Raw genomic sequence first — 24,627 nt, 5'->3', positions numbered from 1 at the left:
TTTAATTTTATTATTAATTAATTCCCAGTAGTTCTTGAGCAACTTCCCGTTTATGAATATTTGTTGATCCTTCCATAAACTCTATCATTCTTCCATCCCTTAGCCATTTTTCTAATAATGGATGGTCAATAATAGCTTCCGATCCTACAACCTGATTAATTCGTCTGGTTACTTCATATACCAAATTATTTGCCATCCATTTTCCCATGGAAGAAGTACCTGCATTATAAATACCCCTATCAACTTCTTTAGCTGCCCGATAAACTAATCTCCTAGTTCTTTCAATTTTCCATTGAAGTTCATCGAGTATAATTTCTTCATTTAAATTCAACTTAATATTTTCTCTCACGTAATCTACCATGGCTCTCGATGTTCCAATTGCAATCGAAGATGTCGAAGGTCGCATTCTAAAAAACACTTTCATAGCTCCCCGTAATCCTCTTTGAAGAGGTGGTTTATTTAAACCAATAATTTGAGATTTATCTACTTCTAAATTGTTATAGACTGTATGACCTAACCTAGCTGCATGCATTCCTAAAGTCCGACCATAATCTCTATTTACAGTATCCGAATTTTTAAATTGATCTTCATATATTAAAAAACTTTGAATTGCAAACGTGTTATTTTTATGGCCCATCTTAGCAAAAGTAAGTGCCCATTGCGCTCTTTCTGCATTAGCTATATATTTTTTTTCTCCTTGTAATAGATACGTTCTATCATTTTTTTTGGTTGCAACCGTTTCAATAGCTGCTATATCTGATCCAGCATTAGGCTCCGTTAAATTGAAAGCCGTCCAAACCGGATTCCTCCCCATAAAGGAGTTGAAGAATTTATCCTGTTGTTCCTGAGTCCCTAGCTCTTTTAATATTGGTCCTAATAATTGTGGTCCAGGTAAAGATAACATCATCGCTGGATCTCCATATGCTAACTCCTCAGTCCATATCGCTAACTCCAAAGAGGAATCTCCATAATAGATTTGATTATCTCGTCCACTGATACCAGTATAACCATACTCCTTTGGGACACCTAAACGCCATAAAGGCTGGTAAAATGAGTCTTGCTGAAGATAAGTGGGTGGTAATCCTCGACTCTTATCTGCTTCTAATGCAAATTCCCTTAATGATTCCCCGTATACTCTTAATTCAGTTCTAAGTGATTCAAACATATTAATTAGACCCCCTTCAACATTGAAATATGGTGTATTTTGAGAAAGTTTTTTATAATGAAAGGATCCTCTAATCCAAATGCCCCCAAAACAGGTAATATCTTATCTATAATTTGAGTACTATTTTCCAACATAAAATTAATCTGTTTAAAGAACTTACTATATTCTGCTTCATCTATAATAGATTTTGTTGATAGTTCCCTTAAAAACAGTATATTCCCTTCAATTTCACTACTTGCAATGACAAATGTATCATAAACCATTTGGTGTTTAGCTATTGGTACGCCAAAAGTTTTACGTTCTTTAATATAATCTTTACAAAATTGTAATATCAATTTACTGAATTTCAAAACAAAAGATGCTAAAATTATTTTATATCGAAGTCCATAAATCCATAGTTTCTTTTGTTGATGAGAGGGAACTTTTATAACGTTTTTATACTGTTCAACCTTTTTAAGGGACAACTCCTCCTCATCTAAACTGTAAACTTTCACACTATCTTCAAAACTCATTTTCCACCAGACATTGTTGTCTAGGTATAGAATAGAACCATCCTGATGCTTTCCGGCAAACAAATATAAATCTCGATTTTTCCATCCCAAGCTTACTTTGACTTCTTTTAATTCTTGTAATAATTTTTGTTCTTCTTTAAGTAGTTCATTATAAAGAGTATTTTCATCTATATTATCTATTATGCTATCTATTCTTGTTGAAAAAGATGGAGATTTCAGTGTTTTCATGTATAAACTACCTCCTATTAACTTTCAAATGTTTGTACTACTGGCAGATCATATTCTGTTTTCTTACGAATGACTATATACTTATCATCTTTCACCAATACTTCAGTAGGAAGGTGATGACTTAAAAATAATACAGGACTTGCAGTCAATCCATATGCTCCAGCATTCAAAATGCCAATATAATCACCGGGCTGGGATTTAGGAAGGCTTATCTTCTTTGCAATTAAATCGTTTGGGGTACATAAAGGGCCAGAAATATAATATTCGGTATTAGGTTCATCACTCCATTTATTAAGAACCTTGATTGGGAAATTTTTCTTTAGAGCATTCCCCATTCCACCAGCGGCCATATGGTGATGTGTTCCTCCATCTACCGTTAAAAAATCGCAATTTTTAGATTTTTTTTCATATAATACTTTTGTAACATAAATCCCACTTTCACCTACAACATATCTACCTGACTCTAAAAATATCGGGATTTCTTCACCAAAGCTACTATAAAACTCCTGAATCATAGCATGTAATCTATCAGAAATATCATCCAAATCAAGCGTGCTTTCATTAGAAAAATACGGTATTCCCATTCCACCACCGATATCTACATAATCTAATTTAACATGAAATTGTTCTTGAACTTTCTTTGCCAAATTTAAAATATATGCTGTATTTTCTATGAACACATCACTAGATAGAATGCGTGTGCCATTATATACATGTATCCCTACAATCTTGAGATTTGATAATCTTTCTTCTAACTCAAATATATTTTCCAGCTGTTCTTCATCCATACCAAATTGCCTTGGTTTTCCACCCATAGTTAATTTTGAACCTTTTGCTGATACACTTGGATTAATTCTAATACCAACTCTAACGGTTACTTCTTTTTCTTGAGCTATATTATTTACTTTTTGCATCTCTTGTAGTGACTCTACAATAAAATATTTAACTCCGTACTCAAATACTTTTCTAATTTCTTCTTCAGTTTTTCCTGGTCCCAAATATAAAACTCGTTCAGGAGAAACTCCTATTTTTTTTATTATCTCTAATTCCTTTAGTGAACAAATCTCTAAATTGGCCCCTAAGTCATAAATTAACTTTACAATAGATGGATTAGGGTTTGCTTTTAGGGAATAAAATAGTTGAATTGCCTTGTGAAGGTTCAAGAGCTTGTATACTTGCTCTTGAATAACACTAGCATCATATACATAAGCTGGTGTACCTATCTTTTTTACCACTTCTAAAAGGTTATTTTTTTCAATATTCAGTTTGTTTGTGGTAATCATTTATATTAAACTCCCTTCTTCAACTGCAATAATTTTTCTGCATTTTTATAAAAAATCTGATCCCATTCTTCTTCTGTGATATGAACTCCTTGTTCTTCTAAGCGCTTTTTTATATTCTTAAAGCGATTAATGCTTTCCTCCATTGTACACATTGGATAATCCGTACCCCAAATTAACTTATTAATAACCCCCTGTTCTTTTGCCATCTTAAAAATATTACACATTTCATCAATTGGTTGATAAAAAGATACAATTGATAAATCAGTATATACATTTTTAAAATTTTTAAGAAGAGATAATGTATCGTTAATCCACGGCCATCCCATATGTGCTATTATAATATTAAGATTTGGAAATTTAATTAGTACATCATTTAGTAGTATAGGGTGACAATAACGTAAACTTGCTTGTTTTATCGGAGTAAACCCCATATGAACTAAAACTGGTAGGCTACGCTCCTCTGCATCTTCATACAGAGGATACCAGCCCGGATCATTAGGTGAAATGCCCAAGTATCCAAAAGCTAATTTATATCCATGTAGGTTATAATTAGTTAACTCTTGTTCTAGACTCTTTTTACACAAGGATTTTTCATAAGCATCAAAGGAAGCAAAACCTACAAAATATTTTGGATATTTTGTGCACAATTTTGAAACATACTCATTTGTAACATGTACTCCTAATGTGCGTTTAGCATTAAAAGCAAGTAATACCGCTTTTTTTACTCCTACTCCTTCCATTTCTTTGATTAAATTTTCTATTCTTACTTCCATATTTGTATGAGATTTATTACATGAATCCATCATTTGTTGGGCAAACTCTTCAGTGTACTCACTTTTTAATTCTCCAACATGAACATGAAAATCAATCAAACAATCACCCCCTTTCCAAAAATATTTATTAATTATGTTCTAAAAATCCCTTTAAAAATTCCCCTGTAAGCGAACGGGGTACATTACATATTTCCTCAGGAGTCCCTGCAGCTACTACCTGTCCTCCATTTTCCCCTCCATTAGGCCCCATATCAATAATATAGTCTGCTGTTTTAATAACTTCTAAATTATGTTCTACTATCAAGACTGATGATCCCTTTTCTACTAGTTGATGTATAACTTTTAAAAGTCGGTTTATATCTTCTAAATGTAGACCTGTAGTAGGTTCATCAAGGATATATAAGGTTTTACTAGTAGATGTCCTTGATAATTCTGTAGCTAGTTTAATACGTTGTGCTTCTCCACCTGACAAAGTTGTTGCTGGTTGTCCAATTTTCATATAACCTAAACCAACTTTATTTAAGCTGTTTATATATTTTATTATTTTAGGATGATCTTTAAAAAATTCTGTTGCATCTGCTACAGTCATATTTAAAATATCGGAAATATTATTATTTCGATATTGAACATTTAAGGTTTCTTGATTATATCGATGCCCTTGGCAATCATCACAAACAACATAAACATCAGGTAAATAGTGCATTTCAATCTTAACTACCCCATCGCCCTTACAAGTATCGCATCTTCCTCCAGGTACATTAAAACTAAATGCCTTTTTAGTTAATCCCCTTACTTTAGCATCTGGTGTCTTTGCAAATAAATCTCTAATTTCATCAAACATACCTGTATACGTCGCTGGATTAGATCTAGGTGATCTTCCTATCGGTGATTGATCAATATTAATTACTCTATCAATGTGTTCTAAACCACTTATCTCATCAAAATCACCTGGCAGCAATTTATATGCTCTGTGAATTTTTCTAGCTAAATGCTTATATAATATTTCATGGATTAGGGTACTTTTCCCTGAACCTGAAACACCAGTAATACAAGTCAGTAGCCCTAAGGGAATATCGACGTCAATATCTTTCAAATTATTTTCTTTAGCACCTCTAATAGATAAATATTTCCCATTTTCTTTTTTTCTTTCTTTAGGAATCTTTATTTCTTTAGCACCAGATAAATATTGACTAGTTAACGAACCATTTCCTTTTTTAAACGCTTCAGGAGTGTCGGCTGCTACAATTTCTCCACCTTGATTCCCTGCTCCAGGTCCTAGTTCAACTATATAATCCGCTGCTAACATTGTATCTGTATCATGTTCTACAACTATTACCATGTTACCTAATTCTCTTAACTTTTTTAGAGTATTTATTAAACGAATGTTATCTCTTTGATGCAATCCAATGCTGGGTTCATCTAAAACGTATATCACTCCAGATAAAGCCGACCCTATTTGAGTAGCTAATCTAATACGCTGAGCTTCTCCACCAGATAGTGTTTTTGCTTCCCTATCTAAGGTTAAATATTCTAAGCCTACATCCAATAAAAACTGTAATCTACTATTAATTTCCTTAAGTAACCTTTCGGAAATTTCTATTTGTTTTTCAGTAAGAATTTGATTGATATGCTTAAAAAAATTAGCTACATTATCAATAGACATGCTAGATAATTGTGCAATATTTGTATCACCAATATATACAGCTAAACTTGTTTGTTTTAATCTCTTACCACTACAAGATTGACATGTAATGCTAGACATTACTTCTTCTAATTTTTCCTTCACACTGTCCGAATTACTAGCATTGTATCTACGATTTATATTAGGAATTACTCCCTCAAAAGGCGCTGAATGTGTTCGTTGTTTACGCTCTGACTCATATTGAAATAGGATTTCCTCTGTTCCACTTCCATAAAGAAGAATATTCTTATGTTGATCAGAAAGGTTTTTAAATGGCGTTTCTTTAGAAATACCATAATGATTACACACTATATCAATTATATTGTGATACCATTTTGCAGTACTCGTAGCCCAATTTTCAAACACGCCTTCATTTATAGACTTATTCCAATCTGTTATTAACAGTCTTGGATTCACTTGTAATGTAGCCCCTAACCCATGACATTGTTCACACGCGCCATATGGACTATTAAACGAGAAATTCCTAGGTGTTAGCTCATCAATAGAATAACCACATTCGGAACATGCTTGTAAGCTATTAAAAAAGTATTTGTTTGTTTTTCCATTTTGTTCTAACGTCTCTATTAATACTTGTCCTTTTGCTTCTAACGCAGCTTTTTTGATCGAATCTGTAACCCTTCTTTTATTAGCATGTGAAAAAGTGACCTTATCAATAAGAGCCTCTATTGTATGTTGTTTATTTTTATCTAAAACGATGGGACTAGTAATCTTTAATAATTCGCCATCAACCCTAATTCGAATAAATCTCTTCTGAATAGCTCTCTCAATTACACTCTTGAACTCTCCCTTTTTTCCCTTAATGAGAGGGGCATATATATACAACTCTGTCCCATCTTTTAAATCTTTAAGCTGATTCATCATTTGATCTATTGATTGGGGTTGTATAGGAATATTATGTTCTGGGCAATAAGGAATACCAATAGAAGCAAACAATATTCTCATGTAATCATATATCTCAGTTATCGTTCCAACTGTAGATCGAGGATTCTTATGTATAACTTTTTGCTCAATAGATACTGATGGTGTAAGGCCTTCAATAGAATCTACATCTGGTTTTTCCATTTGTCCTAAAAACTGCCTCGCATACGATGATAAAGAGTCAACATACCTACGATGTCCCTCTGCAAAGATTGTATCAAATGCTAAGGATGATTTTCCTGAGCCACTTAAACCTGAAAACACAGTAAGGCTATTAAAGTCTAAATCTATATCTACACTCTTCAGATTATTAGCCCTTGCTCCCCGAACTTTGATTACCCGGTCAGACATACCTTAATCCTCCTTGTTCCCACTTAACGCTCCTCAGGGATACCTAATAAATTTTTCAAAGAAACAGGTTCTTTTTTTACAATTGTTTTAGGTACAATATTGTTATCTTTGTTATATTGTATTTGAATTTCTCTCCTACGCTCGGTCTCCTCAATAGCACCTTCAATATTATCTTTTATACTATCGGCAAACAGAAGTGCTCTTCCATTAATATTTCTAGCAGCACGACCAATTAGTTGTAATAATGCACTTTTAGATCGAAGGAATCCCCTTTGATCTGCTCCAATTACAGCTACTAGCGATACCTCTGGTAAATCTAACCCTTCTCTTAAAAGATTAATTCCTACAAGCACATCAAAATTACCCATTCTAAAATCTCTAATAATTTCTGATCTCTCTATATTCTCCACTTCAGAATGCAAGTATTCTGCTTTTATTTGTAAGTTATTAATTTCTTTCGTTATTTCTTCTGCTTGTTTTTTGGTTAACGCAATAACTAATACCTTTTCATTTCGACTAATAGTATTTTTTATTTCATTTATTAAAGTCTCAAAGTAATTTTCGCTACTCTTCACTTCAATAACTGGATCGATAAGCCCAGTAGGGCGTATTACTTGTTCCACAAAAACCTCTTTAGAATCTACTTCATGTTTTCCAGGAGTTGCCGACATAGACACCATACATTTCGTATTGTTCATAAATTCTTCAAACTTAGGTGGTCTATTGTCTAGTGATGAAGGTAAACGATATCCATAGTCAATTAAATTTTTCTTTCTAGACTGATCTCCAGCATACATAGCGTGAAACTGCGGTAATGTTACATGAGATTCATCAACTACTGTTAAATATCCATCTTCAAAATAATCCGTCAAGTTAAAACATCTCGACCCTTTTTCTCTATTTTGCATATATAAAGAATAATTTTCGATTCCCATACAATGACCTGTATTCTTTAACAATTCCAGATCATATAATGTACGTTGTTCCAACCTTTCTGCCTCATGAAATTTACCTAAACCTCTTAAAAACTTTAACTGCTCAACTAAATCCTTTTCAATTAAAGGTAGAGCTGTTTCAATTTGTTTTGTTGTTGTAATAAAACTTGTAGCAGCAAAGATATGAACTTCCTCTAGACTATCCACTATCTCTTCAGTAACAGGATGAATAGTAAGGATCTCCTCTAGTTCATCTCCAAAAAATTGTAACCTGATAGCTTCCTGTTTACCCATTGGATAGATATCAATTGATCCCCCACGGATTCTAAATGTTCCAGGCTCAAACTCTATATCATTTCTTTTGTACTGATTATCAATTAGATGCTTAATAACTTGCTCATATGTGTAAACAAAATACCCATCTGGTTTTACAGATAAAACGAAAGAAGTACTATTAAAGTCCTCGGGGGCACTCATTGGATACAAACATGAAATACTGGCTACTACAATGACATCTGTTCGTTTTAATAGACTGGCCATAACAGAATGCCTCATTCTTTCAATTTCACTGTTAATTTTAGAGTCCTTTTCTATAAAGAGATCTTTATGTGGAACATAAGCCTCTGGTTGATAATAATCATAATAACTTACAAAATACTCTACTGCGTTATTAGGGAATAATTCCTTTAATTCGCTCCATAGTTGAGCCACTAATGTTTTATTATGAGCGATAATTAAAGTTTGACGATTAAGTTGATGAATTACATTAGCAATAGTAAATGTCTTTCCGGTACCTGTAGCCCCTTTTAATAACAACCTACTTTTGCCATTCTTTACTCCCGTTACTAGCTTTTCAATGGCTTGTGGCTGATCACCCATAGGTTCCATAGATGATTGGATCTGAAAATCTATCGATTTTCTCATATTGTATCTCCTTTTATTTCTCCTCTAAGTAACATTTAAATTTCCTAATTTATTCTTCAAAATTTTCACCATATCTTCACATTGATTGATAGTTTCACCAAATATAATTGTATATAGCCTCCCTTTCTTATTAATTCCCAAATTCAACGTAGAAAAGCCATTAATAATTACACCATGCTCTTTTTCCTTGGTATATAAAATATCTTTTAGCTCCTCTTTAATTATTTTGAAAGGTACTGTTTTTTCCAAGACAACCTCAAAAGGTATAGCCATAAAGAACGCATGGGGATTGAAAAATCTTTCAATAATATTATTTTGGTATGTTGCCATGTTGAATCTAGCATTTATTTCGACACAAGGGTACAAAAATCCTTTCCTATCAATCATTGCATCAACACCAACTACACCATAAAATCCATCTCTCGCTAATATTTTCCCAATAATTTCATAACTTTCTAGAAGTTCTTTTTCCTGAACTTTTGTTAATTGAACTGGTAATTTATGCCCCAAATGTACACCTTTATGTACCAACGCTTCTCGAACTGATGTAAATTTGACATTCCCTTTTTTATCTATGATGAATTGATAGTTAAGGTCTCTTTCTTTTTCAATCCAATTTTCTAAAATCATTTCTATATTTTCATGTCCCTTTTTTACGGACATCCTTTTTAATAAGTTTAAAATATTTTCAAATTTACTATCTGAATCAATTAGAACCATTCCTTTTCCAGATACTCCCATAGAGTCTTTTAAAACTAATGGATTTTCTAAATATCTTTTTCTAATTTCATGATAATTAAACTCAAGTTCTGAGATAGTATGACTCACTTTTCCTGCTACTTGGCGAAGATCAAATTCATCTGCTAACTTCCAGCTATAAATCTTGCTATTAACCTCACGACATATAGTTGATGCAGGAGTACATAAAGAAATTGAAGTTTGTTGAGATACCTTTTCCTCAATGTTTGATGTACCATATGGTAGTAATGAATACGAATTATCTCTATTAATATTTTGAAGCCTATTAATATTTTTAGTGCTAGATAAAATTGTTTCCGAAATATTATCTGCCGAGTTATCAGAATAGAAATTCAATACATTCGGAACAAATCCTCGAGTTTCTTCTATATATTGTACATAATCCTCATCAATGTCTTCTTTAAGACAAACAATGTCTTCTTTTCCAGCAAGAAATAATGCCATTTCACCTATTTTATTAACCAATGGTTGCGCTTTCGAAATATTACTACCCGGTATTGTAATGATGTTTTCTTTTTTCCAATGCTGTTCTACTTCAACATTACCCAACCATATAAAATTTTTTCCCGATTCACTAAGACTGTTCTTTAGTTCCTTATAGAAAGACATAGTTTCCTCCTAGACTAAATTTTGCAGTTCATTTTTTAAAACCTTTCCATTATTATTACGGGGAATAGCGGATACAAATTTAACAATTTGTGGTATTTTGTAACTAACTAATCTTTCCTCACAAAATTTCACCACAGTTTCCCTTTTTAAATAATCATTAGCAACTACAACTGCTGCTAAAATTTCCGTTCTTTTTTCTAGATTTTTTTTCCCAAATACAGATACATCATATATTTCGGGATGTTGTCGTAGGACATCCTCTACTTCAACTGGATCTACTTTTTTACCTGCTACATCTACAACATCACTTTTTCTTCCTCTTATATATACTTTTCCATCTAGCTCCATTTCACCTAAATCCCCAGTCAAATAATAATTTTGAGATAACCTTTTTTCTAACTCGCCTGGAAGATTATAATATCCCTTCGCCCTTGACTCCGTATATAACGCTACTTCTCCTACTTCTCCTTTTTGTAACTCTTCACCATCATTACCCAAAATTTTCACTTTAACATTATGGAGTGGATATCCTACACTGTTATAGTCATCCGTTTGATTTAAGATTGATAGTCCAGTTTCAGCTACGCCATATAAGTCTGAAATATTAATACTAAACAGCCTTTTGAATTTTCTTTTTATACTTTCATGAAGAATTGTACCTGAAGATACACACATTCTTACATTTTTAAATTGCTTTGTATTTTTTATTCTAGTCATTAAATCATACAAAACTGGAAAAGCCACAAATATAGTAGGTTTCTTATCTAATATAATTTCAACTACTTTTCTTGGGGTTATATTATCATGGAGTAAAATTGTAGCACCAACTCTCAATGGAGCAAGTATTGAGGTATTAAAAGCTAAGCCGTGCGTTAAATATGCGGCACAATATACTATATCATTCGAATTTAAATTAACTGATTCTAACCAATTTGTAGATGCTGCGATTACATTTTTCTCTTCGTACATCATACATTTTGGAATACCTGTCGTTCCCGATGAATAACGGCATGATATTATATTTTCTAATCTCTCCGTCGCAATCTCATTAGACAAATATTTTTGTTGAAGAATAATTAGTGATATATTTCCATATTTATAAATATGTTTTATCTTTTCTACTAAAGGAAAATCATCTATTTCTTCCGTCCTAACAATAAATCCGCCAAGATGAACATGCTTTATTAAGTTGTCTAACTCATTCTCTCGCCATTTATGATCGACTAAATGAGCAACTTTCTTAGCTTTAATAAGTGCATAATAAGAAATGATGAAATCTGGATGATTTTTAATATAAATACCAATTGGATAAGAAAAACCACTTATATCTTGCTCTATTTTTTCACCAATACTATCAAATTCATTTACAAATTGTTTATAGCTTAATTTATAATCTTTATACATTAAAGCTTCTTTATCCGGAAACTTCTCTGCAGATTTATATATGTATTCCAATATCTCCACTTTCTAATCACCTCTGTCATATAATAATGTTATTGCATACATTCTAGATGAAGCGTCCCAATAGTACCTTTAGAACCAGCAAAGATTAGTAGAATATGCATCCCTTTTTTGATTTGTCCTTTTTGATGCATCTCTTTTAGACTATAATACGGATCTGAAGTAGTTAAGTTAGCAGTATTTCGATATTCACGTTGATAAAAATAAAAACCCTTACAATCTAATTTAATTTTATCTATAAAGTTCGAAGAGAAATTTTGTAAAATCACATGGTAGGGCATAATATTTAAATTTTCTTCTTTTATGTGCTTTAACTGCTCTTGAATATGTACAATTAGCTCATCTTCACAATTATTTTCTTCCCTAACATGCCATGAATGAAGATCCCATGAAACAATCTTAAATTGTCCAGTAGTTCTAGAAATTGTAAACGAAGCAGCTCCGTCGCCATAAGGAAATTGATTATGTTTAACACGCATTTGTGGAAGATTACATTTATCAGCACATACTATTTGAAATTCCTGCTTATTATCTTCTATAAACATTTTTGCAATATTTATAGCTGTTAAAGATACAACGGATCCCTGATCTTTGATAGCATAAGGTAGCGCTTGAGATAAATCCCCATGTCTTTTTATATTCATTGCTACAGTTATAGGTTGTGGGAGATTTAAAAATTCATGGCAGTAAACGAGATGTTTAATATTCTCCTTAGATTTTCCGTTTAAAGATTTTCTCACCACATCCCCTGACATTTCCGCAATATTATTATCACTAATTGGGATTGTATACATATATTTTTTAAAGGAATCTAGTCCCAAATCTCTGCTGTCTTGACTAGACTTCTTTTTATACGCTTCAAACATTCCATTAAAATCTGGATTAACCTCTGCTCCTTTTATATCGCACAAATAATCCTTTACAGTCTTATATTTATCTAGATAAAGTACTTCTAAGTTAGAAATATATAACTCCATTCTATAGTCTCTCCTAATTATTATTTTTTTCACTTTCCATTACTTCTTTAATTAAAGACATACCAAAATTAAATGCAGATAATCCTTTAAATAAGAATGCTAGCTTAGCTACATCAAATAACTCGTCCCAACTAGCGCCACTCTTCTTGAGGCAATTAAGTGCACCTTAGCCCCAGGTGCAGCTAGCATAAGTAACATACCAAATAACATTATTTGTACATATTTTTCTGGAATATACTTTGATTCCATGCTATTTTTTCTAAACATTTCATGTAATTCAAGCTCTTCTGGCCTAACTTGAAGAGTCACCTCATGCCTAGCCTCAGTTGGAGCTGGAATAAAACCAAATAGATTTTGATAAATTTGATTAATATCATTCATATTCATATATAACCCTCCAAATTTTTAATAATTAGAAATAGATGAGTTGTATTTTTTATTATATTGGTATTAAATATTAATAAAACTATTTTATAGTGTTTATTTTTGAATATAGATATTTTCATTAATTGACTTAATTGCTCTATGGAGCTGTTCTTCTTCAACATTTAAGGAAATCCTTATAAATCCTTCTCCATAACCTCCAAATCCTACACCTGGAGTCATCAAAACCCCCGCCTTTTCTAATAACATCTTACAAAATTCCATAGAACTATTATTATTTGGTACTTTCACCCAAATAAAGTACCCTGCTTTAGGCACCTGAATTTCCCAACCAAGAGGCTCTAATCCTCTTTTAAGGATATTCATACGCTCTAAATAACGCTCTTTGATTTCTTTAGGAACTTCGTTATAAGAATCTAGTGCAAATGAAGCTGCTTTTTGGATAGCTCCAAATACACCTGAATCTACAAATGCTTTCGTTTTGGCTATATTATCTATAACTTCTGCATTCCCAACCACCATTCCAATGCGCCAACCAGTCATACAAAATGTTTTTGAAAAGGAATGAAATTCCACCCCTATCTCCTTAGCTCCTTTTGCTTTTAAAAAACTAGGCGCTACATAATTACCAAAAGAAACTTCTGAGTATGCAGCATCATGTGCGACTATGATATTATTTTTCTTTGCAAACTCTACTGCTCGCTCAAAATCCTCAACACCTGCCACCGCACCAGTAGGATTATTAGGATAGTTTAAAAACATTAATTTTGCTTTTTTAGCTATCCTAGGAGAAACGTTAGAGAAATCCGGAAAAAAATTATTCTTTTCTAGTAAAGGTAGCTCCTCTACTTGCCCTCCAGCAAGAGCCACTCCACCTGCATATGCTGGATAACCAGGATTAGGAACTAATGCTATTTCTCCCGGATCTATATATGAAAGCGATATATGAGATAATCCTTCCTTTGAACCCACTAAAATCAATACTTCTTTCTCCGGATCTATATCCACACCAAACCGCCTTTTATACCACTCGGAAATTGTGATTTTTAACTGATCAATACCGCGAAATGGAGGATATCGATGCGTTTCATATTCAGATAAAACTTCTTTCATTTTTTCGACAATGTGACTTTGTGTTGGAAAATTAGGATCTCCCACACTTAGATCGATAACAGGATATCCTTCCTTTACTCTCTTTTGTTTCATATTCTCAAGATGTGCAAATAAATAACTAGGTAAATTAGATACTCTATTTGAAATTTTGAAATTCATCTAACTCCTCCGAATTTTTAGATTTTTTTTATGTTATTTTAGTAAAATTATAATAGTATATTTTACCAAAATACATAAAATCTATGTTAATCCCACGTGATTTATATATTAATATTATTTTCTCATTAGAACACTACCATAAGCACCTCCAAGGCCCACACTTAACATTAAATAATATGAATCCTTTGGGATATCAAATTCATATAAGGAATCCTGAAGATTAAGTAATAAGTCACAACCGCTAACATGCCCTAATTTAGCTATATTGTTTGTATATATATTTTCAAACGGGATGTTTAAAGAACGTGAGGCTAACTCCCAAGTATCAAAATTCACATTATGCGGGATTATGAGTTTAATATCTTGTAAATTAATATTGGATTTTTTCTCTGTCAATTTAAGTATTTTCTTTATACCCAAAAAATATGACATTTGAAACCAACGGTATGATTGATCATCCCATTCCCCAAAACTTGATACTTTAGAGTCTACAAATTGATTAACACATATGATTTTATTACTATCACCCTGAGAAGATATTAAACATGCTGCTGCCCCATCGGAGAATACAGTCATGTCCTCAATTTTTCGCATTGAATCAGTATACATCTTCTCAGCAAATAGTAGCAAAATATATTTTTTGTTGGAATTTTCAAGTAATTTAGTCGCTATTTCAATAGCTGTTATTGGTGTTACACAATTCAAATCTGAAATTGTAAATGCTGGGATATCCCCTAAATCAAATTCTTTTTTTAACTTCTCTAAAAACACGTTACCATCAGGATGACTTTGCATGGCATGTCCATATATAATTCCCCCTAAATCATCAGGGATTATTTTGTTAGTTTCAAATAAATCTTTAACTGATTTTTTCACCATACTATATGAGGTCTCTGTACCAGAATCCATAATATATCTTAACTTATGAAAATCCGTTATTCTCTCATATTCTTTATCACTTAGTCCAACTGATTCTTTAATATCATAAATATCTACTCTCTTTTCTGGTCTATACGTGGAAATCTTATGCAAATACATTAAATACACCTCTTTTAATAAAATTTAAACTTATAATAACTCAATAAATGTATTTTTTTAAGAATATTCAGTATTTTTAACATGTCATTAACTTTAGATTGATGTAGTTAAATATGGTATTTATTGTACCTTAGCTTTAATAATAAATACTATTAGGAGGAACTAGATGAGGATAGGCATTCAGGGAATCGGTATTTACGTTCCTAACAATCGCGTAAATTTAAAAGAATTAGCAAGTACCTTATATTTATCTGAAAATGAACTTGATGTACTAATGAATACTCATCACTTAAAAGAAGTAGCTGTTGAAACTGAAAAAAATGCTAATGAGATGTTAATTGCGGCTATAGAGAACCTTATGTTGCACAATAAAATTGATTCAACAGATGTTGGGTTAATTTTATTTACCCATACAATCTTGCAATTTTCACCTTTTCTATCTGAACCACTTCTAGCTATTAAAGATCAATTTGGCTTTCATAATGCACACAGTATGTCAGTAGCAAATCTGAATTGTGCAGGAATGGATTTTTTACTATCTCTCTCCCATACATGGCTACTAAATAATAATCACGCAAAAAGTGTCTTAATTTTAACAAGTGATAAAACATTTGTAAAAGACTTTAGGTATCTCAAGGAAAGTTCTGTAATGGGAGATGCTGCTTGTGCCGTCTTGGTTTCAAAAGGTTCACAGCAAAATCAAATCATCGCATCTAATATTAATGTAGATGCTACTATTTTTAATGGGGAAGCATCTGCTCCAGAGGAATTTGATTGGTTTCTAAAAAGTGTCTCAACAGGAATAATAAAAAATCTAAAGTCCCTTTTAAAAGACGCTAATTTCAATTCAGATGATATCACTCTAATTATTCCAAGTAATATAAACTTCCCAACTTGGAGTAACATAGGAAAAATTTTAAAAATACCTATTGAGAAATTCTATTTCCCTACTTTATCTAATACTGGACATGCACATAATTCTGATCCTATTCTTAATCTTCACCATGCAATATATTCAAAAAAAATTCATCCAGGAGATTATTATGTAACATTAACTGCTGGAATAGGTGGTACTTTTGGATGTACCTTATTCAAATGTTAATCAAGAGGTGTAATTCATGAACTCAAATATATTCATTTCGAACATAACAACTTATGTTCCCAATTCTCGCAAAATACAAAAAAATAATCTTATAAATCAAGAGAATATTATTAAGAAATTTGAATCTCAAAAACGGAAATTCCCATTATATTCTTTGAACAAAGAATACGGATTAGATAATAATTATGATGGAACAAATTTACAGTTTATTCTTCCAAATAATTCACTGCCAATATCTTTAAATGAAACTTCTTCTGATTTGGCATTAGAAGCAACAAAAAAATTAGTGGGTAAAACATCAAAAAGAGACCCCTTATACTTTGCATATTGTCATGATACAAACGAGCCTAGTATCTATTTAACTCCTGCTTTAAAAGTGAAAAAAAAACTGAAGTTAAAAGGTTCTATACCCTTCTCGATAAGTCACCAAGGTTCTGCTGCTTTTACTAGTTCTATATTTCTGTTAGATACTTTGCACAAGCAAAATTCAAAAAAGACATTTTCTATCATTACTACTACTGATCAAGTATGTCCACCCCACCCTAGAATTTTTTTCAACTCTTATCCTAAGGGAGATAGTTCTGCTTCCTGTATTTTTAGTAAAGACAATGGACAGTATCGCATTATTGACTACACTTTACATTCTTTTTCTTCAACTCCTACACCGCTAAGGTGGAGTATAACAGATTATAATTTATTTGAAGAAAAATTGATTTCTATTACAAGCAAATTATTAGATGAATTTATTAATACCCATGCCATAAAATGGATAATCGCACAAAATTTGAGTGAATATTTCATTGAAGCATTAGAAATGTATACTCAAAAAAACGAACTAAAACTCTTCAAAAGGACCATTGCTACTAGCAGTAATCTTCTGACTAGTGATTGTTTAGTTTCATTAGAGCAAGCTGAACAAACTGGCGTTTTAGATGCTAATGATAACATTTTATTACTACAAGTTGGTCCGCTTTCACATATTGGACTATTACTATTAAAAAAGAGAGAGCTGATAATTTTGTCTATCTTAAATAATTTAGATTTAATTCCAATAGATTCTTTACGATTTCATGAAGATCACGACCCACATAGATTGAAACGTATTACAAATGACATTCATAGCCTAAAATATTTAAATAATCCTCCTATGGTAACTGTCTGTCATGATAATACCTATTTAATATTAGATGGATTACACAGGGCTAAATCTTTAATAGAGATGAATATCAATAACATTATAGTACAAAAAGTAGACTTGGATCATCCTAAACTTAAAATTCTATCATGGACACATGTCATACCTGATTATATAGAAATCATTAATAATAATTATTATGCTAAAGAGGTTCCGATGTTTACTTTATTTCGTTCTAATCAAACTACAGTATTTCTAGGACCAAAATCTTTAAAATTACGTTTAGAAATACTTCACAAAATATCTTCAAGTTATTTAAATAAAGATGAAATTGAAAGACTTCCAGAACCGCCAGACTTTTTAGAACCTGGTAAACAGTATCTTTCTTTTCAGCCTTTTACATTAGAAGAATTTAAGGAATTGAGAGACTATCATTATATTACCCCACCAGGAATGACTCGATTATTAATTCCAGATCGATTATTAAACCTAAAAATGCCCTTACATCTTTTAGATCAAAAAGATGACGAATCTTTCCAAAAGAAAATACTTTCTTATAAACATCGCCTAAGAAAATATACAGAAGATGTCTATATACTCGAATAGAATTACTTTTACATTTCTTAATTGAATAATACGCTAACGTTTTCTTAACAAATGATTTATGGTCCACATAGACAAAAGTATTATAAGCTCATGTTAATAACTATTGTAAAAAGTGAGGGATTTATATTGAAAGATTACCACCTTAATTTAAGTGATTTATTTAATAATCATGGTATTCTTGGTGAAAATGAACCTATTAATGATAGTAGTTTTAGCTTAGGAATTTCATTTTATCCAGCAGAACATCTCCCTAAATACGGAGAAAAATTCCATTGGGAAAATACTTCATTTCTTTTTCCAACGAAGACTAGTGAGGGTTTCGATAATTTAACTTTAGATTATCAAACTATTCAAGTTCCTAAAGGGAAATTTACTGACCTCTATATACTTGGTTCTTCAAATAATGGTAACTTTTATGATGATGTTCAACTCCTATTTAATAACAAAACAGTTTATACATTTAAATTAGCATTAACAGAATTTGTTTCAGAAACCTCCTGGTTTGGGGATCCAATTATTTTAGAATGTCCTTTTACTAGAAACAAAAATCTTGATTTATTCAGCTTACAACCCAAGATATATTGTCATCAGGAACAACTGCCTTCTAATATTGCTTTCGATGAAATTAAATTAGGTAGCAATCCCTTTATCCATATATTCTCAATTACATTAAGAGGTGAAACAATTGAATAAATCCAAACTATTTACTCATCCCTATCATAATTGCTTAACTATGACGGTTACAGGAGTAATTCATGAAGAGGTAGAAATTGAAGGCCTGTGGTTTCTTAGTCAACTCTATACTATTAAACGTCCAGATAACTCGGTAAGGTTTATACCTAGAATGAGTTTTTTTAATGAAGAGATTTCTGAATTTTCTAACCTAGTACCTGAACATAAAACATTTTCCAACTTTAATGATTACAGGGAAAGTTTAGATTCTACCCTCGATAAGGGGATACAAGTAATTGCGCCAGTCGATACTTTCTTTCTCCCTTACTCATCTAGATACCAAGTTCAACATAATTTTCACTGGATGGAAATTTGGAAAAAAGAAGAGTCTAATTATAAATTAATCGATCATTACTATCATTTCGTAGGCGATCTGAGTGAAGAAGATCTTCAAAAAGCTGTCGAAGGATCTAAAGAACTGTTACAACCATCAAGTTATCAGTATTATTCTTTAAGTACTAAAAATTATAAGTCTTTTGCTAAGCAATCATATCAAAAATCTATAAATATAAACCTAACGAGCCTTCTTTCTACTGACCAAGTTGGTTTGCCCGTGTCATATAAGATTTTTGATGAATCCTATATCTTCTCACAAGGATTAGACGTCTTTAAAGATATTTATCATAAGTTAAATTCAATCAATCAAGATATGGACGAAGAATTACGTCAAGCAACTCTCGAGGAGCTCTATGAAGACTTTAATGAATTGGGAAATTCTCGATATGTATTTGGAGAATTTCTCGAGAAATATGATACCTCAAAAGAAACAACTACTCTGGTACAAATCCTTACAGATTTAGCACAAGAATACAAGATTTGTGCTAACCTAGCACTTCGTAATGTTGTACGTAATGATCACTTCTCACAAAAGGTTTTTGATAGGGTATCTCAATTGAAAGAAAAAGAAGAACAATATATTAAACAGCTTATAAAATTATCCAGTAGTATTAATTAGTACTATATATTTGATTACTTAGTTCTCTATCCCTCTTCATTAAAACTATCTAATATGACTAAGCTGTAAAAGGAGTATAAAATGAAGAAATTAAAAATAGCACATATGGATAATCAGCTCGCAGATTGTATTACAGTATATTGTATGGCTGCCTTAAAAGGTTTGGGTAAAGTTAATTTTCAAGAAGTAACAGGATCTTTTTGGCGTTTTAATTATAAAAAAGATCCCCTGATTTTCTTCTCATTAAGTCTATTTAATTCACCATTTGAAAGAAATAGACTTCTTAATGATTATTTTAATATTCAACTTACGGCTATAGAGGAACCTATAGTAGACTATCATCAAATAATTATTTCCTCTCTTAGTAAAACTAGATTACCAATGGTTTTTATTGATAGGTTTGACTTGCCACATGATAATATATGCTTTCAAAAGTTTCATGAAAATCACTATTTACTTATTAGAGGATATGATCCTATTAATCAGGAGTATCATATTGTAGATTTTTTCACTACACCTTCCTTTACTAAAGTTAATCGTAATATTATTGAAGAATCTATAAAAAAGGCATTCCATATAGAACACCCTATAATTATTGCTAGCATCGAAAAAATTGAACATACTTTTAACCAAAATACACTAACTGAATTAATTCAATCAAACTACAAACATATGACACAAAAAAATTCTAACTCTTCTGGCTTATTAGGAGTTGAAAGTTTATATACGGATTTGGAGAAAAGAGATGACTATTTGCAAGATTATATAAAGGTAATAAATCTTTTTTCTAAACTAAAGCATATGGGATCTTATAGAGCTCAACATGCAGATTTTATTAATACTTATTTTGGACATCCTGTATTAGAAAATGCATTCCACGAATTAGATCACAAATGGAAATTGGTTGCAAATTATATATTAAAAGCCCATCTGACTAAGAACGATACACTAATTAGTCGTTCATTAAATACTTTGCAAGAAATCATCCAAATAAAAAAAGAAATATTACCCTTATATGAACAACTAACTAAAGGAGAGTAATTATAAATGAAGGATCTTATTATCATTGGAGCTGGCCCCTGTGGTCTTGCTGCAGCTGTAGAAGCTCATAAATCTAAACTTGATTACCTAGTTATTGAAAAAGGCTGTATTGTAAACACTATTTCTAAATTCCCTACATATGTTACGCTTTTTGGACCTCCTGAAGATTTTGAAATAGATTCTATTCCTTTCTCTTTAAAGTATGGTCCCCCAACAAAACAAGACTCGATGAGATATTACTATAAGGTTTCCAAATATTTTAATTTGAATATTAAACAATATGAAGAGGTTTTAGATGTCTCTTCAGTTAATAAAATGACTCAAACGTCTTATGAAATCCGTACGGATAAAGGAATCTATCATACAAAAAATGTTGTTTTTGCCACAGGCTTCTTTGATAATCCTAGAAATTTAAATATCCCTGGAGAAGACTTGAACAAAGTAAAAAACTATTTTACAGAATCTCATCCATATTCTAATCAAAATGTTGTTGTTGTTGGAACAGGACACTCTGGTTTGGAGGCCATAATGGATTTACTAACTGTGGATGCAAAGGTTACTCTTGTCCACAGAGGATCGAATCTCAGTTATACACCAAAAAGGTGGATGTTGGCATCTGTACGAAAGGCTATAGATGAAGGAAAAGTTACTGCCTATTTTAATTCTAACATACAAGAGGTTACAGAAAATACTGTAACTATCAATACTCCAGATGGCGTAAAACATATTAAAAATGATTTTGTGTTAAAGCTCATTGGATTCCAACCTAACTATGTTCCACTCCAATCACTTGGGGTTGAGTTCGACGAAGTTACAAATATACCAAAATACAACAAAGACTCTTTAGAAACAAATATCCAAGGTATATATTGTTGTGGTGTGGTCGCTGGAGGATCCGATGTTAATACTATCACTATTTCAGACGGACGCTTTCATGGCGAAAAAATAATTCAGAGTATCTTAAATAAAAATAAATTATATATTTAAAATTAGGGAGAAGATTTTATGCGAGATTCTATTATTGAGTTGCTTCAAAAACAAATTCACATTGATAGTAATACAGACGATGATCAAGACTTATTATTCGTTGGTTTCAACTCTATTGCATTTATGCATTTTATTGTAGACTTAGAAGTTTATTTTGAATTTGAAGTATTTGATGAAGAATTAACACTAGATAATTTTACTACTATTAATAAAATAATAACTTTTGTACAAAATAAAAAAGGAGTTGTTTTGAAATGAATGAGCTAATTATTGATAATTTCACAAAAAATGAAGAAGAATTCCAACAATTCCAGTACCTGCTTCGTTTTTTAAATAATAATATTATCTCTTGTAAAATTGATCATGATAAAATTAAGATTGATCATACTGAAAAAATTACTATTCATCTAGAAAAACTAGTCCACAAGTTAACAGAAAGAATTTCAGGAGGAAGGAATCTTCCTTTTAAAAGTCAAATTATTCATGAGCATTCGGTACAACCACCTTATATAAATGACATATTTACACAACTTATAGATCAAAATATTATTGTGAAAAATCATGAGGGAATCTTCACATTCCGTCCCCCTTTCTCAGACTTAATCCTTTTTTTAGACCAATTAATTGTTGATTATGTTGCAAAACCACTAGGTGCTGTAAATGAATATTATCCTACATTAATTTCAATGGATACTTTAAATAAAACCAATCACTTCACTTCTTTCCCGCATCATGTACTATTTACTCAACATTTAGAAGAAGAGTTAACGAATATAGATAAGTTCACAGAAAATGTAAGAGCGAACGATGGTTTGAATGCAGATATGATTAAACCTAATGACGTCAGAACAACTAGCCTTGTTAAAAATCCAGCTGTTTGCTACCATTGTTATCAAAGTTTAGAAAATAAAGAAGTCCCTAATGAGGGGAGTACAATAACATCTGTTGGAAGATGTAGCCGATATGAATCAAATAATCATTCAGATTTTGGCAGATTACTTGATTTTTCAATGAGAGAAATTATCTTTATCGGTAGTGACGAATACGTAAAATCAATGCGTGAAAAATCAATTATATTATTGAAAGAATTTCTTAACATATGGGAAATTGATTCTTTCCTTGAAAATGCTAATGATCCATTTTTTACAGATGATTATAAAGTTAAATCTTTTTTCCAAAGAGATCTGGATATGAAGTATGAGTTAAAATTCAAGATTCCTTATCTAAATAGTTCTATTTCAGTAAGTTCATCTAATTACCATGGTAATGTTTTTGGACAAGCTTTTTCAATTAAAAATAATAATGAATTTGCCTCTACGAGTTGTATGGCATTTGGTTTAGAGAGATGGATATTTGCATTCTTGGCTCAGTATGGTTTAGATACCCAACTATGGCCCGAAAAAATTAAAGAATTATTTTCAAAGTATTTAAAGGGATAATAATGCATTTTAAATATTTATCATTACAACCTTATCATTCTCAATATAAAAATGAGCATTAATATATTTTTACAAACATAACAAATACCAATCTAAGTTTAGATTGGTATTTGTTATGTTTGTACTTAACTAAAAAATTTCCTCCTTAATAATTATCTATCTAGCTATTCCTTCTCTTTTCCAAAAACTTCCTTACACTTGCCTCTTGTCCCACATCCCATGGCGTAAAAAATACTCTGTTTCTACACGATTCAGGCAGAAAAGGAGTGTCTATTTCCCCCGCTTTTTTATTTCCTTTATAATAGTTCAACAAATATTCTGGCACACTCGGTAAATATCCACTTTCAATTTCCTTAAATGTTGTTTGTACAGCTTCAACAATACTTCTTGATTTTGGAATTAAAGAAAGATACACTACCAAATTTGCTAATATTAATATTGAGTCGTATTCTTCATCGCCTAGATTATTATATAATTGTTGCGCACTTGCAATAGACTGCATAACATCAGGTTTTGCAAGTCCTACATCTTCAGCTGCAAAAATAGACAGCCTTCTAAATATTTGGCTACCTGGAACTCCAACGCGTATCATACGACATAGATAGTAGAGTGACGCATTCTCATCACTCCCACGTAGAGATTTAATAAAAGCTGACATTAACTTTGAAGGATCATCCCCTTGAGTAATTCCTAAAACTGATTGTACATCCTCTAAGGTTATAATATTCTCTTCTATATTAAATAATAAATCTAAGGTCGTTATAAACTTTCTAACATCATTCTCATACGCACCCATTATTAATTCTTCTGCTTCAGGCTCAATCTCAATATTATTAAAAATTTTTTTTATTTTCTGGATTAATAACTTCACTTCTGTTCTGTTTGGAGGATATACTTTTGTTAAAAACATTCTGGACCGAATAGCATCCGCGATTGTTTTATATGGATTTTCAGTTGTTGTACCAATACAAATAACTTTCCCTTCTTCCATATACGATAATAAAATACTTTGCAACCTTTTATTTAAATAGTGAATCTCATCTAATATCAGCACAAAAGAACTGGAGTGCTTTTCGATTACTTCTCGAATATCACCAGTTGAATTTACTGTTGCATTCATCTCTTCAAAAGGCAGATCCGATGATTTTGCTAAAATCTTTGCTAAACTCGATTTACCTGTACCTGGGGGACCATATAGTAGGATAGATTTAAGATTTTTATTCTCTAGCATTTTCATAATAGGATGATTTTTCTTTTTTAAATGAGACTGTCCTAGGACCTCTTCCATACTTTTAGGTCTAAGGAATTCTGTTAATATTTTTACCATTACTTTTTCCCC

At 31.5% G+C, this 24,627-nt stretch carries 21 protein-coding genes; 8 read left to right on the top strand and 13 right to left on the bottom strand.

Annotated features, from left to right (window positions below; genetic code table 11):
- Nucleotides 1-13 precede the first annotated feature (13 nt).
- From JFU18_RS28050 to JFU18_RS27995, 12 genes are all read right to left on the bottom strand, one after another.
- Nucleotides 14-1,165: an acyl-CoA dehydrogenase family protein gene (locus tag JFU18_RS28050; RefSeq protein WP_088031180.1), complete on the bottom strand. Its 1,152-nt coding sequence runs from the start codon at nucleotides 1,163-1,165 to the stop codon at nucleotides 14-16.
- A gap of 5 nt (nucleotides 1,166-1,170) precedes the next feature.
- Nucleotides 1,171-1,905, bottom strand: a complete 735-nt coding sequence (locus JFU18_RS28045; protein ID WP_201033388.1) for an acyl-CoA dehydrogenase family protein — start codon at nucleotides 1,903-1,905, stop codon at nucleotides 1,171-1,173.
- Between the two features lie 17 nt (nucleotides 1,906-1,922).
- A complete protein-coding gene (lysA, locus tag JFU18_RS28040) occupies nucleotides 1,923-3,188 on the bottom strand; it encodes a diaminopimelate decarboxylase (RefSeq protein ID WP_201033389.1) in 1,266 nt (421 codons plus the stop codon).
- A gap of 5 nt (nucleotides 3,189-3,193) precedes the next feature.
- Entirely contained in the window at nucleotides 3,194-4,060 is an 867-nt protein-coding gene (locus tag JFU18_RS28035) for an amidohydrolase family protein (RefSeq protein WP_201033390.1), read from the bottom strand.
- Nucleotides 4,061-4,088: 28 nt separating this feature from the next.
- Nucleotides 4,089-6,932: an excinuclease ABC subunit UvrA gene (gene uvrA / locus JFU18_RS28030; RefSeq protein WP_201033391.1), complete on the bottom strand. Its 2,844-nt coding sequence runs from the start codon at nucleotides 6,930-6,932 to the stop codon at nucleotides 4,089-4,091.
- A 23-nt stretch (nucleotides 6,933-6,955) separates the two neighbouring features.
- Entirely contained in the window at nucleotides 6,956-8,791 is a 1,836-nt protein-coding gene (uvrB, locus tag JFU18_RS28025) for an excinuclease ABC subunit UvrB (RefSeq protein ID WP_149191262.1), read from the bottom strand.
- A 24-nt stretch (nucleotides 8,792-8,815) separates the two neighbouring features.
- The gene (locus JFU18_RS28020; RefSeq protein ID WP_201035010.1) at nucleotides 8,816-10,159 is read right to left on the bottom strand and encodes an ATP-binding protein; all 1,344 of its coding nucleotides are present in this window, start codon (nucleotides 10,157-10,159) and stop codon (nucleotides 8,816-8,818) included.
- Between the two features lie 9 nt (nucleotides 10,160-10,168).
- Nucleotides 10,169-11,623 carry a class I adenylate-forming enzyme family protein gene (locus tag JFU18_RS28015; RefSeq protein WP_088031187.1) on the bottom strand — a complete coding sequence of 485 codons (1,455 nt, stop codon included), beginning with the start codon at nucleotides 11,621-11,623 and terminating at the stop codon, nucleotides 10,169-10,171.
- A 29-nt stretch (nucleotides 11,624-11,652) separates the two neighbouring features.
- On the bottom strand, nucleotides 11,653-12,597 hold the full coding sequence (locus tag JFU18_RS28010; protein ID WP_088031188.1) for a hypothetical protein: 945 nt from the start codon (nucleotides 12,595-12,597) through the stop codon (nucleotides 11,653-11,655).
- A gap of 108 nt (nucleotides 12,598-12,705) precedes the next feature.
- On the bottom strand, nucleotides 12,706-12,984 hold the full coding sequence (locus JFU18_RS28005) for a hypothetical protein (protein ID WP_201050427.1): 279 nt from the start codon (nucleotides 12,982-12,984) through the stop codon (nucleotides 12,706-12,708).
- Nucleotides 12,985-13,077: 93 nt separating this feature from the next.
- Entirely contained in the window at nucleotides 13,078-14,253 is a 1,176-nt protein-coding gene (locus JFU18_RS28000) for an LL-diaminopimelate aminotransferase (protein WP_201033393.1), read from the bottom strand.
- Between the two features lie 114 nt (nucleotides 14,254-14,367).
- Nucleotides 14,368-15,291 carry a 3-oxoacyl-[acyl-carrier-protein] synthase III C-terminal domain-containing protein gene (locus tag JFU18_RS27995; protein WP_201033394.1) on the bottom strand — a complete coding sequence of 308 codons (924 nt, stop codon included), beginning with the start codon at nucleotides 15,289-15,291 and terminating at the stop codon, nucleotides 14,368-14,370.
- A 166-nt stretch (nucleotides 15,292-15,457) separates the two neighbouring features.
- On the opposite strand from JFU18_RS27995, the gene JFU18_RS27990 reads away from it, so the two are divergent.
- The 8 genes from JFU18_RS27990 to JFU18_RS27955 all read left to right on the top strand — a co-directional run bounded on the left by JFU18_RS27990 (nucleotide 15,458) and on the right by JFU18_RS27955 (nucleotide 23,288).
- Nucleotides 15,458-16,393, top strand: a complete 936-nt coding sequence (locus JFU18_RS27990; RefSeq protein WP_201050425.1) for a 3-oxoacyl-[acyl-carrier-protein] synthase III C-terminal domain-containing protein — start codon at nucleotides 15,458-15,460, stop codon at nucleotides 16,391-16,393.
- Nucleotides 16,394-16,409: 16 nt separating this feature from the next.
- Nucleotides 16,410-18,134 (top strand): ParB N-terminal domain-containing protein, encoded by a 1,725-nt coding sequence (locus JFU18_RS27985; RefSeq protein ID WP_201033396.1) that lies wholly within the window; start codon nucleotides 16,410-16,412, stop codon nucleotides 18,132-18,134.
- Nucleotides 18,135-18,260: 126 nt separating this feature from the next.
- Nucleotides 18,261-18,827 (top strand): hypothetical protein, encoded by a 567-nt coding sequence (locus JFU18_RS27980; protein ID WP_193657802.1) that lies wholly within the window; start codon nucleotides 18,261-18,263, stop codon nucleotides 18,825-18,827.
- A complete protein-coding gene (locus tag JFU18_RS27975) occupies nucleotides 18,820-19,821 on the top strand; it encodes a BtrH N-terminal domain-containing protein (protein ID WP_088031196.1) in 1,002 nt (333 codons plus the stop codon). The genes JFU18_RS27980 and JFU18_RS27975 overlap by 8 nt, the downstream gene beginning before the upstream one ends.
- 81 nt (nucleotides 19,822-19,902) lie before the next feature.
- Nucleotides 19,903-20,862, top strand: coding sequence for a cysteine peptidase family C39 domain-containing protein (locus tag JFU18_RS27970; protein WP_201033397.1), 960 nt, complete (start codon nucleotides 19,903-19,905; stop codon nucleotides 20,860-20,862).
- Between the two features lie 6 nt (nucleotides 20,863-20,868).
- Nucleotides 20,869-21,849: a YpdA family putative bacillithiol disulfide reductase gene (locus tag JFU18_RS27965; protein ID WP_149191271.1), complete on the top strand. Its 981-nt coding sequence runs from the start codon at nucleotides 20,869-20,871 to the stop codon at nucleotides 21,847-21,849.
- Between the two features lie 18 nt (nucleotides 21,850-21,867).
- Nucleotides 21,868-22,107 (top strand): acyl carrier protein, encoded by a 240-nt coding sequence (locus JFU18_RS27960; RefSeq protein WP_088031199.1) that lies wholly within the window; start codon nucleotides 21,868-21,870, stop codon nucleotides 22,105-22,107.
- Nucleotides 22,104-23,288 (top strand): hypothetical protein, encoded by a 1,185-nt coding sequence (locus JFU18_RS27955; RefSeq protein ID WP_201033398.1) that lies wholly within the window; start codon nucleotides 22,104-22,106, stop codon nucleotides 23,286-23,288. The genes JFU18_RS27960 and JFU18_RS27955 overlap by 4 nt, the downstream gene beginning before the upstream one ends.
- A gap of 160 nt (nucleotides 23,289-23,448) precedes the next feature.
- Here the strand turns inward: JFU18_RS27955 and JFU18_RS27950 are convergent, their stop codons facing one another.
- Nucleotides 23,449-24,615 (bottom strand): AAA family ATPase, encoded by a 1,167-nt coding sequence (locus JFU18_RS27950; protein WP_088031201.1) that lies wholly within the window; start codon nucleotides 24,613-24,615, stop codon nucleotides 23,449-23,451.
- Between the last annotated feature and the right edge of the window lie 12 nt (nucleotides 24,616-24,627).

Origin of the sequence: Bacillus sp. TH22 (genome assembly GCF_016651015.1) — a bacterium.
GTDB lineage: Bacteria > Bacillota > Bacilli > Bacillales > Bacillaceae_G > Bacillus_A > Bacillus_A mycoides.
Note: the sequence above shows the minus strand (reverse complement) of the source record. Positions and strands in the feature narration are given on the sequence as shown.